At 43.6% G+C, this 15,291-nt stretch carries 16 protein-coding genes; 11 read left to right on the top strand and 5 right to left on the bottom strand.

The genetic code is table 11. The features are described 5' to 3' along the window. The 6 genes from pta (at position 1) to CEX98_RS10275 (ending at position 5,348) form a co-directional block, all read left to right on the top strand. Positions 1–2,148, top strand: coding sequence for a phosphate acetyltransferase (pta, locus tag CEX98_RS10250; RefSeq protein WP_099641972.1), 2,148 nt, complete (start codon positions 1–3; stop codon positions 2,146–2,148). Positions 2,149–2,305: 157 nt separating this feature from the next. Then, on the top strand, positions 2,306–2,686 hold the full coding sequence (locus CEX98_RS10255) for an ACT domain-containing protein (RefSeq protein WP_099641973.1): 381 nt from the start codon (positions 2,306–2,308) through the stop codon (positions 2,684–2,686). Beyond that, positions 2,683–3,195 carry a PTS glucose transporter subunit IIA gene (locus CEX98_RS10260; RefSeq protein ID WP_099641974.1) on the top strand — a complete coding sequence of 171 codons (513 nt, stop codon included), beginning with the start codon at positions 2,683–2,685 and terminating at the stop codon, positions 3,193–3,195. The genes CEX98_RS10255 and CEX98_RS10260 overlap by 4 nt, the downstream gene beginning before the upstream one ends. Continuing rightward, positions 3,192–3,539, top strand: a complete 348-nt coding sequence (locus tag CEX98_RS10265; RefSeq protein ID WP_099641975.1) for an ArsC family reductase — start codon at positions 3,192–3,194, stop codon at positions 3,537–3,539. Before CEX98_RS10260 ends, CEX98_RS10265 begins: the two co-directional genes overlap by 4 nt. Further along, positions 3,539–4,666 (top strand): succinyl-diaminopimelate desuccinylase, encoded by a 1,128-nt coding sequence (gene dapE, locus CEX98_RS10270; protein ID WP_099641976.1) that lies wholly within the window; start codon positions 3,539–3,541, stop codon positions 4,664–4,666. Before CEX98_RS10265 ends, dapE begins: the two co-directional genes overlap by 1 nt. Then, positions 4,659–5,348 (top strand): M15 family metallopeptidase, encoded by a 690-nt coding sequence (locus CEX98_RS10275; protein ID WP_099641977.1) that lies wholly within the window; start codon positions 4,659–4,661, stop codon positions 5,346–5,348. The genes dapE and CEX98_RS10275 overlap by 8 nt, the downstream gene beginning before the upstream one ends. 4 nt (positions 5,349–5,352) lie before the next feature. Here the strand turns inward: CEX98_RS10275 and CEX98_RS10280 are convergent, their stop codons facing one another. Further along, positions 5,353–6,240, bottom strand: a complete 888-nt coding sequence (locus tag CEX98_RS10280) for an NAD(P)-dependent oxidoreductase (RefSeq protein WP_099641978.1) — start codon at positions 6,238–6,240, stop codon at positions 5,353–5,355. Positions 6,241–6,368: 128 nt separating this feature from the next. Between CEX98_RS10280 and CEX98_RS10285 the strand changes: the two genes are divergently transcribed. Next, on the top strand, positions 6,369–6,884 hold the full coding sequence (locus CEX98_RS10285; RefSeq protein ID WP_099641979.1) for a glutathione peroxidase: 516 nt from the start codon (positions 6,369–6,371) through the stop codon (positions 6,882–6,884). Then, positions 6,850–7,830: a 2-hydroxyacid dehydrogenase gene (locus tag CEX98_RS10290; protein ID WP_099641980.1), complete on the top strand. Its 981-nt coding sequence runs from the start codon at positions 6,850–6,852 to the stop codon at positions 7,828–7,830. Before CEX98_RS10285 ends, CEX98_RS10290 begins: the two co-directional genes overlap by 35 nt. Before the next feature lie 148 nt (positions 7,831–7,978). On the opposite strand, the gene CEX98_RS10295 is transcribed toward CEX98_RS10290, so the two are convergent. Together CEX98_RS10295 and CEX98_RS10300 are read right to left on the bottom strand one after the other, a co-directional pair. Continuing rightward, positions 7,979–8,566, bottom strand: a complete 588-nt coding sequence (locus tag CEX98_RS10295) for an MlaC/ttg2D family ABC transporter substrate-binding protein (RefSeq protein ID WP_099641981.1) — start codon at positions 8,564–8,566, stop codon at positions 7,979–7,981. A 327-nt stretch (positions 8,567–8,893) separates the two neighbouring features. After that, a complete protein-coding gene (locus tag CEX98_RS10300; protein ID WP_099641982.1) occupies positions 8,894–9,865 on the bottom strand; it encodes a zinc-binding dehydrogenase in 972 nt (323 codons plus the stop codon). A 168-nt stretch (positions 9,866–10,033) separates the two neighbouring features. Between CEX98_RS10300 and CEX98_RS10305 the strand changes: the two genes are divergently transcribed. Continuing rightward, positions 10,034–11,005, top strand: a complete 972-nt coding sequence (locus CEX98_RS10305; RefSeq protein WP_099641983.1) for a LysR family transcriptional regulator — start codon at positions 10,034–10,036, stop codon at positions 11,003–11,005. A 61-nt stretch (positions 11,006–11,066) separates the two neighbouring features. Here the strand turns inward: CEX98_RS10305 and CEX98_RS10310 are convergent, their stop codons facing one another. Together CEX98_RS10310 and CEX98_RS10315 are read right to left on the bottom strand one after the other, a co-directional pair. Further along, positions 11,067–12,677 (bottom strand): putative bifunctional diguanylate cyclase/phosphodiesterase, encoded by a 1,611-nt coding sequence (locus CEX98_RS10310; RefSeq protein WP_242441680.1) that lies wholly within the window; start codon positions 12,675–12,677, stop codon positions 11,067–11,069. 135 nt (positions 12,678–12,812) lie between these two features. Beyond that, positions 12,813–13,055: a YdcH family protein gene (locus CEX98_RS10315; protein WP_099641985.1), complete on the bottom strand. Its 243-nt coding sequence runs from the start codon at positions 13,053–13,055 to the stop codon at positions 12,813–12,815. A 530-nt stretch (positions 13,056–13,585) separates the two neighbouring features. Here CEX98_RS10315 and purM point away from each other — a divergent pair. Then, positions 13,586–14,638, top strand: a complete 1,053-nt coding sequence (gene purM / locus CEX98_RS10320; protein WP_099641986.1) for a phosphoribosylformylglycinamidine cyclo-ligase — start codon at positions 13,586–13,588, stop codon at positions 14,636–14,638. After that, on the top strand, positions 14,638–15,288 hold the full coding sequence (purN, locus tag CEX98_RS10325; RefSeq protein ID WP_099641987.1) for a phosphoribosylglycinamide formyltransferase: 651 nt from the start codon (positions 14,638–14,640) through the stop codon (positions 15,286–15,288). Before purM ends, purN begins: the two co-directional genes overlap by 1 nt. Positions 15,289–15,291 lie beyond the last annotated feature (3 nt).

Consider the following 15,291-nt stretch of genomic DNA (forward strand, 5'->3'; position numbering starts at 1 on the left):
ATGGGTCGTCGTATTATGCTCATTCCTATTTCTACTGGCGTTGGTTTAACATCGGTATCGGTAGGTATTGTGAGAGCACTGGAACAAAAAGCCGTCAAAGTTAACTTTTTCAAACCCATTGCCCAGCCCAGAAAAGAAGACACAGGCCCCGAAAAGTCCACAGTGATCGTGCAGCAGGGTTCAACGATTACTCCGCCTACGCCATTTGAGTTGAGCTATGCCGAGCAAATGATTGGTGACGGTAAGGGCGACGACTTGCTAGAAGAGATCGTCGAACGCTTTGAAGGAAGTGTACAAGATGATGAAGTTGCTATCATCGAAGGCATGGTGCCGACACGTCGCCAACCTTATGCTGGTCGCGTTAACCGTGAAATCGCTCAAACTCTAGGTGCAGACATTGTTTTCGTACTAACACCGGGAAATGACTCCATTGACGAGCTTGAAGATCGCTTGGAAATCGCAGCTGGTAATTATGGGGGTGTTAATCACCCTCGAGTATTAGGCTGTATTTTCAACAAGGTCAATGCACCATTGGATGAAGATGGCCGGGCTCGTGCCGATCTTGTTGATCAATATAAGCCTGATGAACTAGAAAATGAAATGAACCGCTTGGCTTCGCTGCCGATCTTCAGAAAGCATCCATTTCAGCTGCTAGGCGCTATCCCTTGGGATTTTGACCTTGTTGCTCCACGTGTTATTGATTTGAGCAACTACATGAAAGCTGAAGTGATTAACGCTGGAGATATGGAGCACCGTCGCCTACGTCGCGTTACGTTTTGTGCCAGAACCGTATCGAATATCCTCAACCATTTCACGCCTGGAGCACTGCTTGTGACCCCAGGTGACCGCTCTGATATTTTGGTTGCCGCCTGCTTATCGGCGATGAACGGCACAAAGATTGGCGCAATCTTGCTCACTGGTGGTTTTAAACCTGAAGATAAAATCATGACTTTGTGTGAACAGGCTATGGATACGGGTTTACCAATACTTGCAACCGAAGCTGATACTTGGCGTACATCATTGCTACTACATAATTTCAATATGGAAGTTCCGAGCGATGATGAACAGCGTATAGAGCGCGTCAAGCAGCACAATGCCCGCCATATAGAAAGCGAGTGGCTAGAAAGCCTAGCTAAAGGAGTTGCAAAAACACGTAAACTTTCTCCTCCAGCTTTCCGCTACTTATTAACTGACTTAGCAAGACGAGCAAGTAAAACCATCGTATTGCCAGAAGGTAATGAGCCTCGGACTATCAAGGCTGCAGCAATTTGTGGCAAGCGTAACATCGCTAAAACCGTATTGCTTGGTGACAGAGAAGAAATTGAACGTATTGCACAGCAACAAGGCGTTGAGTTAAATGAGAATGTCACCATCTTGTCACCTCAGGAAGAAGTACAAAAGTATATCGCTCCTATGGTTGAACTGCGTAAAAACAAAGGACTAACCGAAGTTGTTGCTGAAGAGCAGCTACAAGACAATGTTGTCCTCGGCACCATGATGTTAGCAGAGGGGGAAGTCGATGGTTTGGTCTCTGGTGCAGTTAACACCACAGCAAACACCATCCGCCCATCATTGCAGCTGATCAAAACAGCGCCAGGGGCTTCACTAGTAAGCTCAGTGTTTTTTATGTTGTTGCCTGATCAAGTGTTGGTATATGGCGACTGTGCCATTAACCCAGATCCAAGCGCTGAACAGTTAGCTGATATAGCGATTCAATCAGCCGATTCTGCTGCGGCCTTCGGTATTGAACCTCGTGTTGCCATGATCAGCTATAGTACAGGTACTTCAGGTCAAGGGGCCGATGTCGAAAAGGTACGTGAAGCAACCGAACTTGCACAGAAAAAACGCCCTGATCTGGATATTGATGGCCCACTTCAATACGACGCTGCTATTATGGAAAACGTCGCCCGTAAAAAGGCTCCAAATAGCAAAGTAGCCGGTAAAGCAACCGTGTTTGTTTTTCCAGATTTGAATACCGGTAACACCACTTACAAAGCAGTACAAAGAAGTGCAGATCTGGTTAGTATTGGTCCTATGCTGCAAGGGATGCGTAAACCTGTCAACGACTTGAGTCGTGGAGCTTTGGTTGACGATATCGTCTACACCATTGCCCTCACCGCCATTCAAGCCACACAAATCGAAGGGTAAGCGCTTCACAGAGGGTCCAGCAAATGGACCCTTTGTTGCCACTTAACCAACTAGTCCTTTCTTTTGCTTAGATTTAGCATCAACCCTCTGGTCTTTAAATTGACTTCGCTATACTATGAATAAAACCACTTGGTATTTTCCAAATAAAGGGTTGGTAATGTCAAAGCAAACGCTGCAACTGCTCAAACAAGAATTTACGATACACAGCTTGGACTGCGATGAGGCAGTGCCACAAGCGGTGTTAAGCAGTGAAATTTTCTTTATTGCCAAAACCTCAGATGAGCTTTCTATTGTCTGTGCGTCAGATATTAAGGTGGATAGTCTAGCTGCTGAAACACATTGGCGAGCATTAGAAGTTGTAGGCCCACTGGGTTTCTCATTAACTGGCATTATGGCTAACATATCCGGTGTACTGGCAAAGTCGAATGTATCGATTTTTACCCTCTCGACCTACGATACCGACTATATTTTGGTTAAAGAAAGCCAAATTCAACAGGCCATGCAAGCATTGAAAAAAGATGGATATTTATTACTTTGATTGAACTATCTCCACCGATTCAATACCGGCCAATATCCCAAATTGCTAACCCAATTGCGCATATCCCAAGTCCATTTTCAGGTAAGGTACTGCCACTGAGCGCACACCCAAATGCGGCTATAGCGTCTGGGATGCTAGGTATGGGTGTATGTGTACAAATGCGTGTCCCGTTACTTCTATCCCCCTGCAATGGTCAGCTAATCCAAATAAGAAGAAATAGCTGTGAGTATCTTATGCGAGCCAATAATGGCCTCAAGATGCTGCTGAGTTTAGATATCAGCAGTGAATTTGCTAAACCTGAATACCTTAAAGCCAATAGCTTTGGTAAGACTGTGGTAAAACTGGGAGAGCCGCTGTGCTTTTTCGATATTCCCCTTAGCGAAGCAAAAACCATGGCTGCGATTGTGCTACTCAATGCACAAAAGCTTGGTGCATGTTATTATCCTTTAAAACAAGTTACTGCGGCCAAAGAGCCGATAATAACCATTGCGAGGGCGTGTGCTTTATGACAGTCATGATGTATGGGATCAGCAACTGCGATACCATTAAAAAGGCGAAAAAATATCTTCAAGAACATGATATCGAGTTTACTTTCCACGACTATCGAAAAGATGGAATAGATGAAACCTTATTGACTACTTTTTTTCAACAGTTAGGGTGGGAAAATGTGCTCAATAAACGTGGTACAACTTATCGTGCGCTAAGCGATGAACAAAAGCAAAATTTAAATGAAGCAAGTGCAAAACAGCACTTATTGGATGCGCCAGCCATGATCAAGCGCCCCATCCTGCATTATCAAGGCCAGTACCACTTAGGCTTTAAAGCAGCCCAATATGATGAGATTTTTGCCTAATGAGCGAGGTAGTAAAACTCGCCCAAGCCCTGATCCAGAGGGCTTCTGTCACTCCTGATGATGCAGGTTGTCAACAATTAATCAATGAACGGCTAGCGAAATTAGGGTTTGCTGTTGAAGAGCATTTCTTTGTTGATACGCTCAACACGTGGGCACGCAAGGGAGACAGTGGGCCGCACTTTTGCTTTGCGGGTCACACTGACGTTGTACCCGTCGGCGACGAAAGCCAGTGGCAGCACCCGCCATTTGCAGCAATTATTGAAGATGACATGCTCCATGGCCGAGGAGCTGCTGATATGAAAGGCTCCCTTGCCGCTATGGTGGTCGCAACCGAGCGATTTATCAATAAACATCCAAACCACACGGGGTCACTGTCTTTTTTGATCACCTCAGATGAAGAAGGCCCTTTTGTTAATGGTACAACCCGAGTTGTAGACTTACTTGAGGCGCGGAACGAAAAAATTGATATGTGTTTAGTCGGTGAACCATCATCTCGTCATGAACTCGGTGACGTAGTCAAAAATGGTCGTCGCGGGTCGCTCACTGGACATCTAAAAGTAATAGGTAAACAAGGTCATGTAGCCTACCCTCACCTTGCAAAAAACCCTATTCACTTATCCGCCGCGGCGATTGCGGAACTTAGCCAGACCGAATGGGATCAAGGCAATGCATTTTTTCCAGCTACAAGCTTCCAAGTATCCAACATCAATGGAGGGACCGGCGCTGGTAATGTCATCCCAGGTTCTCTACAAGTGCAGTTTAACTTTCGCTTTAGCACCGAAGTAACGGCTGAACAGCTTAAGCAACGGGTGATCACCATTTTAGATCAACACCAACTGGATTATGAACTTGATTGGACATTAAACGGCTTACCCTTTTTAACTGAGCCTGGGCCATTGTTGGACGTGACTATTGCAGCCATCAAAGAGGTTACTGGAAAACAAACCACACCTGAGACTTCTGGTGGTACATCGGATGGCCGATTTATCGCCCAAACAGGCTGTAAAGTTATCGAGCTTGGACCTATTAATGCGACCATCCACCAAGTCAACGAGTGCGTAAGCTGCACAGATCTTGACCAACTTGCCTTGATATATGAAAAAATCTTGGAGAAGTTGCTTGCCTAGCCAATCTCTAACAACCGCTCAGTGTATAGCATGTGGGGTCAATGAATCACACCTCACATACTATAACGGTCGTGATGTGCATCGAGAAATAGTTGATGATCTCGCTGCACTCGTTAGGGCGGCAAAACAGGCAGGTTTTGAGTTTTACATTGCCTCAGCGTTTCGTAGCTTTGATAAACAAAAGTCGATTTGGGAGCATAAATTTGCAGGACGACGCCCAGTATTGGACCTTAATAATCAAGAAGTTGATTTAAGCACTCTATCTGAAATAGACAAGGTCAAAGCCATTATGTTGTTCTCTGCACTTCCTGGTGCCAGTAGACATCATTTTGGCAGCGATCTCGATGTGTATGCTAAGGATAGACTCCCTGCGAATCAGTCACTGCAACTTGAACCGTGGGAATATCTAGAGGGCGGCCACCAATACGAGTTTTCTTGTTGGCTTGACAACTCTCTTGAACACTATGGCTTTTATCGACCTTACGACCGTTTTCGTGGCGGTGTTGCAGCTGAGCCGTGGCACATCAGTCATTGGCGTACAGCAAAGCAGTTGGCCGCTTTACAATCACCAACAACACTTGAAGCTTTGCTAGCACGTACGAATATCGCCGGAAAAACAGCAATCCTCAATAACCTAGAAGCACTACATCAACAGTTTATCGCCAATGTAGCACCGCTGTAGTCTATTAGTTATTTTTGTCGTGGATCGCATCGAGTCTAGCAAGTAGGCTTGATGTGTCGAAACGATTTCCGCCTAATGCTTGAACGTCTGCGTAATATTGGTCAACTAACGCCGTCAGCGCTAAATTTGCACCGTTACTTCTTGCCTCATCCAGCGCTATACCTAAATCTTTTCTCATCCAATCGACCGCAAATCCAAACTCATATTCACCTGCTAGCATAGTCTTATAGCGATTTTCCATTTGCCACGAGCCGGCCGCACCTTTAGCGATTGTTTCTATTACTTTTTCACCATCTAACCCTGCTTGCTTTGCAAAATGCAGACCTTCAGCCAGTCCCTGCACAACACCGGCAATACAGATCTGATTAACCATTTTACACAGCTGCCCAGCCCCAACTTCACCAATTAACTGACTAAACCTAGCAAAAGCTGCCATAACAGGTTGTGCTTTCGCAAAAGTGCGAGCTTGACCACCAACCATGATAGTCAACACGCCATTTTCAGCGCCCGCCTGACCACCAGAAACCGGAGCATCAAGAAACTCAACTCCTAGCTCTTGGGCTTTTTCTGCTACTTCTCGAGCGACTTTTGCTGAGGTGGTTGTATGGTCCACCAGCACAGCATCTGATTTTATTCCTGCCAGCACACCATCATCGCCATACACTACCGAGCGTAAATCATCATCATTGCCGACACACATAAATACAAAATCGCAGTCAGCCACAGCAGCTTTTGGCGTAGTAGCAAAATCACCTTGATATTCTGAAGCCCACTTTTCAGCCTTGCTTGTCGTACGATTATATACCCTGACTTGGTAACCTGCTTTTTGCAAATGCCCTGCCATCGGATAACCCATGACACCTAATCCTATAAATGCGACTTTCACTGACATATTTCTGTCCTATTTCATTGCTATCTTAATAAGAATGGAGTTTTTATACCCGAGCACCTCTGTCATAGCAAATGAAAAAATCGCTTTGATACCGAATAACATGAAGAAAACACACGGAGCCTGAAAGGATGGAGAATATTTATCGTTTTAGTGCACAACTTATTGATGGACAAGTCTTACCGCTGCAATCTTTTGCTGGTAGACCTTTATTGATCGTAAACATTGCCAGTAAATGTAGCTTTGCGCCTCAGTTATCTGCACTAGAAAAACTACACAATAAATACAAGCCTTTTGGGTTTGAGGTGTTGGCTTTTCCATGCAACCAGTTTGGCCGTAATGAGCCCCTTGAAGATGAAATGCTAAAAGAGTTTTACAACACGCACTTCAATTTGAGCTTTAAGATCTGCACTAAAACACAAGTCAACGGACCTGATGCCCATCCGTTATTTAGCTATTTAAAGTCTCATACGCGTGGTATCGCACAAAACCGCGCAATAAAATGGAATTTTACTAAGTTTCTAATAAACTCTGAAGGCATGCTAATATCTAGATATGCCCCGAGAACAAAGCCAGAAACGCTTAAATCAGTGATAGAGAGCCACATTAATCATGAGAATCGCCCTATTCAGTTCGCAAAACTATGAAGTGCCGTTTTTCAAACAAGCAACCGCTCCATTTTCGCACCTTGAGATAAGTTTTATCAGTGAATCTCTTAACGAAAATACAGTCGCGCTATGCCAAGGGTATGATGCCATTTGCGTGTTTGTAAACGATGTTGTGAATGCCGAGGTTATCGCACAACTTAGTGAATATGGCATTAAAACGATTGCACTGCGCTGTGCTGGGTTCAACAATGTTGACATAAAAGCGGCAAAGCAACACCAGATTGATGTCGTCCGTGTACCAGCGTATAGCCCTGAAGCGGTTGCAGAGCACTGTATTGCATTAATGCTTACGTTAAGTAGAAAAACGCATAAAGCCTATAACCGAGTACGCGAAGATAACTTTGACCTCAATGGCCTGTTAGGCTTTAACATCTATAATAAGACAGTCGGGATTATTGGCTGCGGTAAAATAGGTCAAGCCCTTGTTAGTATCCTAAATGGCTTTGGGGCTAACGTACTGGTTTACGACCCAAATATTGGCGAAGGGCCATACACCCTTGTGTCTTTGGATATTTTACTCGCACAATCAGACATTATCAGCCTACACTGCCCGCTAAACGAACACACTTATCACATTATCGATGATGCGGCATTTGCAAAAATGAAACCGGGTGTGATGCTGATCAACACCAGTCGAGGAGCACTGCTGGACAGCAAAGCCTGTATCTCCGCTCTAAAATCCAAGCAACTAGGCTATCTCGGACTCGATGTCTATGAGCAAGAGTCTGAGCTATTTTTCAAAAATCACAGCGAAGAAATTATCCAAGATGATGTTTTTTCACGCTTGGTGAGTTTTCCAAATGTGCTGGTCACTGGCCATCAAGGCTTCTTTACCAAAGAAGCACTCAAACAGATAGCCTCGGTGACGTGCGAAAATCTTGATGCGGCTAGGCAAGGAAACCCACTAATAAATAAAGTGGATTGATATCTATTTGCTGAGTTATACCAATCCGCTTAATTAAGTGGTCTATTTTTAATCAAGAAAGTAGCCTTAATCGCAAGGCAAAAAAAAAGAGCACTCAAATATGATGTGCTCTTTTGGTTACTTCAAAGTCGGGGGGAAGTAATTTGTTTTATGCTTTACTCTTCAGCTCGGCTGTCACTTGTGCCAAACCTACTTCGGAAATTCTCATGGTGATTTCTTTTTGCTTTGCACTGAGTAACGAAATGCCTTCTGCTACCATGTCATATACTTTCCAGCTGCCGTCTTTGCTTTGACGAAACTTAAAATGCATATCAATATCTGGCTTAGACTGTTCTTTTATGACCACTTTAACGGTAGCAAATTCTGAGCCTTCAGAAACGGGGAGTTCTTCAAATAATACATCTTGGCCTTTGTATTGTAGTAACGCGTTGGCGTATGTTGCTACTAAGTAGTTGTCAACCGCGCTGATAAATTCAACGGCCTCATCTCGCTTTAACCCCTTAATGTGCTTGCCCAATAGTTTAAAAGACACAAATTTCACATCTATGTGCGGCATCAAGCGACTACGGACGATACCTTTCATTTGGGTTTCAGTTGCCTTGCCATCTTGGTTAACGGTCTTGATGTCAGCAAATAACTTATCACCAACCTGGTTAATTAGCGTATAAGGAGACCCATTCGCTGATGCGAAGCCCGAAAAAATAAGAAAACTGAAAATAACGAGTAACTTTTTCATTGTTTAATCCTTATTAAACTTTGGACACTAGTCTATCCGATTTGACGAGTGCAAATAAATATATCAATCTGCACCAAATTGATGCCACAGCCACATCAATCAATATGATGTAAACATACCGATATGTAATGACAACTCTCTTTTATTGAGAAGTTAATAAACGCTTACAACGGTCATAGCTTGGTGTGAAAGGGAGTATACGGTGTTCAGGTACAAAAAAATGTCAGAAAGTGTATCAAATTATTAAGCTGCTGAGTTTAGCCAAATGACTAAGCTCAGCATTATTGCAATATGTTAGGTAATTTAAGAGGGAAGCAAATACAGCTATTACATATCGACGGCGAAAAAAGCGATATTGTCGCTACTTTCAAGTCGCTTGAGTGTTTCAATTAATGCATCGTTTTGTGGTGGAATTGATTCAAGCTGCGCAAGTGACACTTCGTTCTTCTCGAGCTTTTCAGCTAGGGCATTACCAATAAAAGCCATTCTTTGCTGCGCACAAACACTGTTAGACAACCAACTTCCACATAGCGAAACAATACCGATATTCGGGGCTTTCTTCATTAATACATCTTGTTCTATCGCTGGGAGGCCAGCTAAGCAACTGACTCGACCGCAAAAAGTTAAATGAGAAATTAACTGCTCAGTATGGCTGCCCGTCAAATCAAGTGCACCTTGGACTTCTGCTGCTCCAAAGTGCATCTGTAACGTATTAGCTAGCGTCGAGAAAGTATCTTCAGCGTAAACCACATCGGCCCCAAGTCGTTCAAGGTGCTTTTTATGAGCGGGCTTAGAACAAGCAACCACTCCAAGTCCTAACTGCTTAGCAAACTGCACCGCCATCTGGCCTACCGGGTGATGTGCTGACTCGATTAGCACCGTATCACCACTATTAAGCTGTAACTTAAACAATCCGATTAAGGCACACATTGCTGGTGCAATGGCCGCCGCAGTAAGTTTACCATCAACATTTTCTGACAACTGAGTTAACGCATGGCTCGGCACCAAAGCAAACTCACTCATGGTGCCCTGCTCGCGAATATCACCATGCCAAAAAACGCGCGTGCCAGGTTCTGGAAAACCTGTTTTACACGCTTTTTCAACGACACCTACCGCGTCGATTCCAAACACGCGGTTTGGGGTTTCTTCACATGGACAACTCGCTACTTTGGTGTCGATAAAGCTTAAACCAACGTGCTCAACTTTGATCAGAACCTGATCATCCGTTGCCTCAGGTAAATTAATCTCTCCCTGTTCGAAGGTAAGTCCATTTGTATGATTGAATCGGACTGCTCTCATCTCTTGCCTTTATGCTTTGCGTAAAAATACAGTAATGCGACTAGTTTTTCTCACTTCATTAAACCACTGTTAGCATTTTGCCACAACTTTATTAGTGGAAATATGCCCCTCGCAATTCCAATTGTTTAGTGTCACAATGGCATCAGTGTCAGTGAACTTTTTCAAATCATGGATATTAGCAGCCGATTATTAATCTTTTTAGACGTTGTAGAGCGAGGCTCTTTTGCCAGTGCTGCCCAACTTCGCAATATTGACCGTTCCGTGATCTCAAAGCAAATGACCAAATTAGAAGAAGAGCTCGGCGTGCGATTAATGAACCGAACCACCCGCTCCTTTTCTTTGACCTCGGCAGGCTCTGAAATGGTCAAAAAAGCACAAGAGCTGCGCCTATTGCTTAATGACACTCAACGAATTGCACAAAACTACCACTCAGAGCCAAAAGGCTTACTAAAAATTGCTAGCTCAACCGTGGTTGGTCGCCGCTACGTGCAGCCTGTGATTAATGACTTTCAAAAGCGCTTTCCGCATGTTGAAGTTGAGCTGAGATTGGAAGACCGGCTGGTGGATTTGGTCGGCGAAGGCTTTGATCTGGCTTTTCGCGTCGGCGAGCCAAAAGATTCATCTCTTATTGCACGTCGGATCGCTCGTAATCGCTTACTCATTTTAGCAAGCCCATCCTTTTTAAAAACACACGGCACTCCCACTACGCTTGAAGCGCTCAGCCAGTTGCCTGCAGCAACTTATGCCAGCGACTCATTGCGTTTTACCAATATCACTTATCAAGATGAACAAGGGCAAGAACAACAAATGCCAGTTAAGAGTATCTTCAGAACCAATGATGGCGATAGCTTAATGGAGAGCGTACTCTCGGGCACCTGTTATATTGTCGCACCCGCTTTTTTAGTTGGCAAAGAAGTCGCTAATGGTAAACTTCAGCCAATTTTGACCAATATTAATCTGGTCGATTTTGCGGCTATGTATGCCCTCTATCCACATCGAGACTTGCCTGTAAGAACGCGGCTATTTTTAGACGCGTTTCGAGCGCATGTTGGTGAAGAAACACCTATCTGGGAAACTGAAATACCGGGTTTTGAAAACATGTATGGCTTTGTGCCACCTAAACCTATGCTGAAGTTTTAACGACGCTAATAGGCTATTTCATCCTTCAGGTTGATTAGAGAATTAATTCAATGGGTATAACCTATTTCCCGTCTAGACGTTTCATCGCACCTTTTACCATACTCTGCGAGCTCATCCACTTAATACACTCACTCAAAGAAAGCGGCTCGCAGATCTGAAAGCCTTGTACATAAGGGCAATTTAAGCTGTTTAGATATTGTAGACAAGCATCACTCTCGACCCCCTCAGCTACGATGCTACAGTTTAACTTTCGTGCAAGGAACATACTGGTTTCAACGATGGCTTGATCTTTCTCACTCTCATGACTCAGGCTAACAAACGAGCCGTCTATTTTAATTTGTGAAATAGGCAACTCTTTTAAAATTGAAAATGACGAAAATCCAGTACCAAAATCGTCAATACTGACCGAAAAGCCCATGTCTATTAAGGTTTCAATGAGGCTGCGTGCTTTTTTAACCTCCTGCATTACTGTGCTTTCTGTCAACTCAAAAACAATGTGGGTAGGATCAACTCGATGACTATCGATCAACATCGCCAAGGTATTAATTAAATTTTGCTCCACAAAGTCTTGGCAAGAAAGGTTGATATGCACCTCAAGTCTTGGATTCACCTCTATTAAAATAGCGAGATCTTGAAATACCCGATTGATCACAAACGCGCTTAACTGCCGAATTAAGTTATTGCGCTCGGCTAGCTCAATAAATTGTTCAGGCATGATCATTGAACCGTCGGCTTGAGGCCACCTAAGTAACGCTTCAACGCCATGTATATCACCGCTTTTTGAGCAAATAATAGGTTGATAATAAAGAGTGAGCTCTCCGCGAGCCAAAGCAGCCTTTAAACGAGTAAGTAATTGAAACTCCGCTTCAACCCCTTCGTGCAATTCTTCATCAAAGATAACGATGCTTTGACGACTATGCTTTGCAGAGTACATCGCAATATCGGCTTGCTTTAAAAGCTCAAACACATCAAGCTGACGCTGCTCCGTCCACAGGCTTGCTCCCGCACTGTAGGTTACATCTAATTGCAACTCTTCTATCTCTATTCCTGATTTAAGCTCACTTAACAGCGCATTATTTTGTGAATAGATACAATTCACATCTATGACATCCATAATGATAATAAACTCATCGCCGCCCATGCGATAAAGCTGGCTTTGGGGTAATAGCGCCCCACGCATTCTATTGGCAAGTTCAATTAAAAATTTATCACCAAAAAAGTGCCCTTTTGCATCATTAATTTGCTTAAAGTTATTGAGATCAACGAGAATTACACTGAAATCAAGCTGTTGTTGTTTGCGTTCGTTTATCGCATCAATACACCTTTGACGGTTTTCAAGATCAGTCAGAAAGTCATGTTCAGCATTATATTTTGCTTGGGTCGCAATTTCGTTTAACTCTCTCAAACTACTTAAGCTAAGACAATTTACTACAAAGACAAAAATTGACCCCAAAAATAAAATTAAGCTCAACCCCTGCTCAATGATGCTGACACTATCTATATGCTCAAATAAAAAGTAGGCAAAACTTAAATAGCCTAATTCAAACATCGCCATCAAGATAAGTAATACACGCCATCCCACCGATGAAGTCAATCGACATGTTTTAATTGCTGGAGAAAACGCCAATCCCATGATAAAGCTGCCAGCCAGTACTAATAAGAGTGCAATCAAAGGAATTATCGTGAATGGAGTACAATGCTTACAGTATAGATAATAATTCTCGTCCTGCTCGGGACACAGAAAAATCAAATGAGGTAGGTTGCAAGTGGATCCGCGGGCTTATCAGGCCCGCAGCATTACTAACGGTTAGTCAGCACCTTTAAGAATGCTATATAGTTGGTCTTTTAACCATAAACGTTTTTTCTTCAAAGACTCTAAGTATTCGTCGCTAGAATGCTCTACACCATCCTCGATCCGAATTACTTCGTTGTCGACTTCATGATAATCTTTAAAAAGCTTTGAAAAATGTCCGTCTGATAATTTTAATTCATGAATTTTATCTTTAAATTCTGGCAGTTCTTTAGCTAGGCTGTGGCGTTCAATATTCATCGTATTCATCCCATTGAGAGTGGTCTTGTGAAAACGCATTCGAGTCTTGAGTAGACCCAATCAATGCGCCGTTAGTGACAGTGTTTTCTTATACACAGATGAAGTTACTGTCTGATTGGGCCTGTTTTCATAGTACGCCTCTAGCCACTTTGGATCTTGATCTAACGCAAATCAGTAACAGTTACCGAGATAACCTGAGTTTCGGATAATTAATGCCTTTATAGTAGCCAGTTGTAGCACTGACTACGTTGAATTCACTTCCTATAGCCAGCTACTGGTGCGTAGATTCGCCTTACCTACACAGATGTAGGTATCAGGGCGGTAGCAGAGCGCGAGAATGGGGTTCCCCCCAAAACTCTCTGGTTAGATATCAAAATTTGCCGCTTCTTTATACTATACCCGCCATAAAATCTAGGACCTTTGACCACATTCTGAGGGTTTCTCGCAAAGTCGCTAGCCGCCTAGATGCAATTGTTGTAAAATAACGGCGTTTCTAAGTAAATCTATCTAGCAACTTTTGAGGAAAACCTGTGAGCGAACAAAAACAGTCTCTTAGCTATAAAGACGCTGGCGTTGACATCGATGCGGGCAACGCATTGGTCGAAAGAATTAAAGGCGTAGTGAAAAAGACTCGTCGTCCTGAAGTAATGGGCGGCATCGGTGGTTTTGGTGCACTATGCGAACTTCCAACTGGATACAAAGAGCCTGTTTTGGTTGCTGGCACTGATGGTGTTGGTACTAAGCTACGCTTAGCTATCGATTTGAAAAAGCACGACACTGTCGGTATCGACCTCGTTGCTATGTGTGTAAATGATCTGATTGTCCAAGGTGCTGAACCCCTATTCTTCTTGGACTATTACGCAACAGGAAAGCTAGATGTTGACGTTGCGGCAGACGTAGTGACAGGTATCGGTAAAGGTTGCGAACTATCTGGTTGTGCACTTATCGGTGGTGAAACAGCAGAAATGCCTGGCATGTACGAAGGCGATGACTACGATATGGCTGGCTTCTGCACAGGTGTGGTTGAAAAGTCTAAAATTATTGACGGCTCAAAAGTAGCGACTGGCGATCAGCTTATCGCGCTTGGTTCAAGTGGTCCTCATTCAAACGGCTACTCACTAATTCGTAAAGTGCTTGAAGTATCTGGTGCAGATACCAATGCGGAATTCGAAGGTAAAACACTGGGCGAACATTTGCTTGAACCAACTCGAATCTACGTAAAACAGATCTTAGCATTACTAAAAGAAGTCGATGTCCACGCACTTTCTCACATTACCGGTGGTGGCTTCTGGGAAAATATCCCTCGCGTATTACCTGAATCAGCAAAAGCAGTAATCAAAGGCGATAGCTGGCAATGGCCTGCAATCTTTAACTGGCTGCAAGAAAACGGCAATATCGCTACCCATGAAATGTATCGTACATTTAACTGCGGTGTTGGTATGGTTTTAGTGGTTCCTGCTGACAAACTTGAACAAAGCCTTGAGATTCTGAAGGCCCAAGGCGAAAACGCTTGGCACATTGGTGAAATTCAAGACGCTCAAGCGGGCGAAGAACAGGTTGAAATTTTAGGTGGTGCCGAGTAATGGCACCAACTCGTCTGGTTGTTCTGATTTCTGGAAGTGGTTCAAACTTACAAGCCATCATAGATGCATGTAAAACAGGCTATATTAACGGTGAAATTGCTGCAGTGATCAGCAACAAAGCCGATGCGTATGGCCTGATCAGAGCACAAGAGGCTGGTATAACAACAGAAGTATTAGACCACAAGCAGTTTGCCTCTCGCGAGGAATACGATACTGCGCTGGGTCAACTAATTGAGCGCTTTACACCAGAATTGGTTGTATTAGCTGGATTTATGCGTATTCTAACTCCAACCTTAGTGCAAAAATTTAGAGGAAAAATGTTGAACATTCATCCTTCTTTGTTGCCTAAGTATCAAGGGCTGAACACCCACCAAAGAGCAATCGATGCTAACGATGCGGAACATGGTGCAAGCGTTCACTTTGTCACAGAAGAGTTAGATGGTGGTCCTGTGGTCTGTCAGGCCAAAGTACCTATTCTTCCAGACGATACGGCAGAGTCGCTGGCGCAGCGTGTGCATAAGCAAGAACACATTCTCTATCCTTTGGTGGTCAAATGGTTCAGTGAACAAAGACTAACAATGGAAGCAGACTATGCTGTTTTTGATAACAAAACCTTACCAGTTCAAGGTGCGCCGTACCCAGAAAAATAAAAA

It is taken from the genome of Pseudoalteromonas piscicida (genome assembly GCF_002744175.1).
Lineage (GTDB): Bacteria > Pseudomonadota > Gammaproteobacteria > Enterobacterales > Alteromonadaceae > Pseudoalteromonas > Pseudoalteromonas piscicida_B.

Coding starts and splice junctions, on each gene's coding strand:
- pta (WP_099641972.1), top strand. CDS start 1: ATGGGTCGTCGTATTATGCTCATTCCTATTTCTACTGGCGTTGGTTTA.
- CEX98_RS10255 (WP_099641973.1), top strand. CDS start 2,306: ATGTCAAAGCAAACGCTGCAACTGCTCAAACAAGAATTTACGATACAC.
- CEX98_RS10265 (WP_099641975.1), top strand. CDS start 3,192: ATGACAGTCATGATGTATGGGATCAGCAACTGCGATACCATTAAAAAG.
- dapE (WP_099641976.1), top strand. CDS start 3,539: ATGAGCGAGGTAGTAAAACTCGCCCAAGCCCTGATCCAGAGGGCTTCT.
- CEX98_RS10280 (WP_099641978.1), bottom strand. CDS start 6,240: ATGTCAGTGAAAGTCGCATTTATAGGATTAGGTGTCATGGGTTATCCG.
- CEX98_RS10285 (WP_099641979.1), top strand. CDS start 6,369: ATGGAGAATATTTATCGTTTTAGTGCACAACTTATTGATGGACAAGTC.
- CEX98_RS10290 (WP_099641980.1), top strand. CDS start 6,850: ATGAGAATCGCCCTATTCAGTTCGCAAAACTATGAAGTGCCGTTTTTC.
- CEX98_RS10295 (WP_099641981.1), bottom strand. CDS start 8,566: ATGAAAAAGTTACTCGTTATTTTCAGTTTTCTTATTTTTTCGGGCTTC.
- CEX98_RS10300 (WP_099641982.1), bottom strand. CDS start 9,865: ATGAGAGCAGTCCGATTCAATCATACAAATGGACTTACCTTCGAACAG.
- CEX98_RS10305 (WP_099641983.1), top strand. CDS start 10,034: ATGGATATTAGCAGCCGATTATTAATCTTTTTAGACGTTGTAGAGCGA.
- CEX98_RS10315 (WP_099641985.1), bottom strand. CDS start 13,055: ATGAATATTGAACGCCACAGCCTAGCTAAAGAACTGCCAGAATTTAAA.
- purN (WP_099641987.1), top strand. CDS start 14,638: ATGGCACCAACTCGTCTGGTTGTTCTGATTTCTGGAAGTGGTTCAAAC.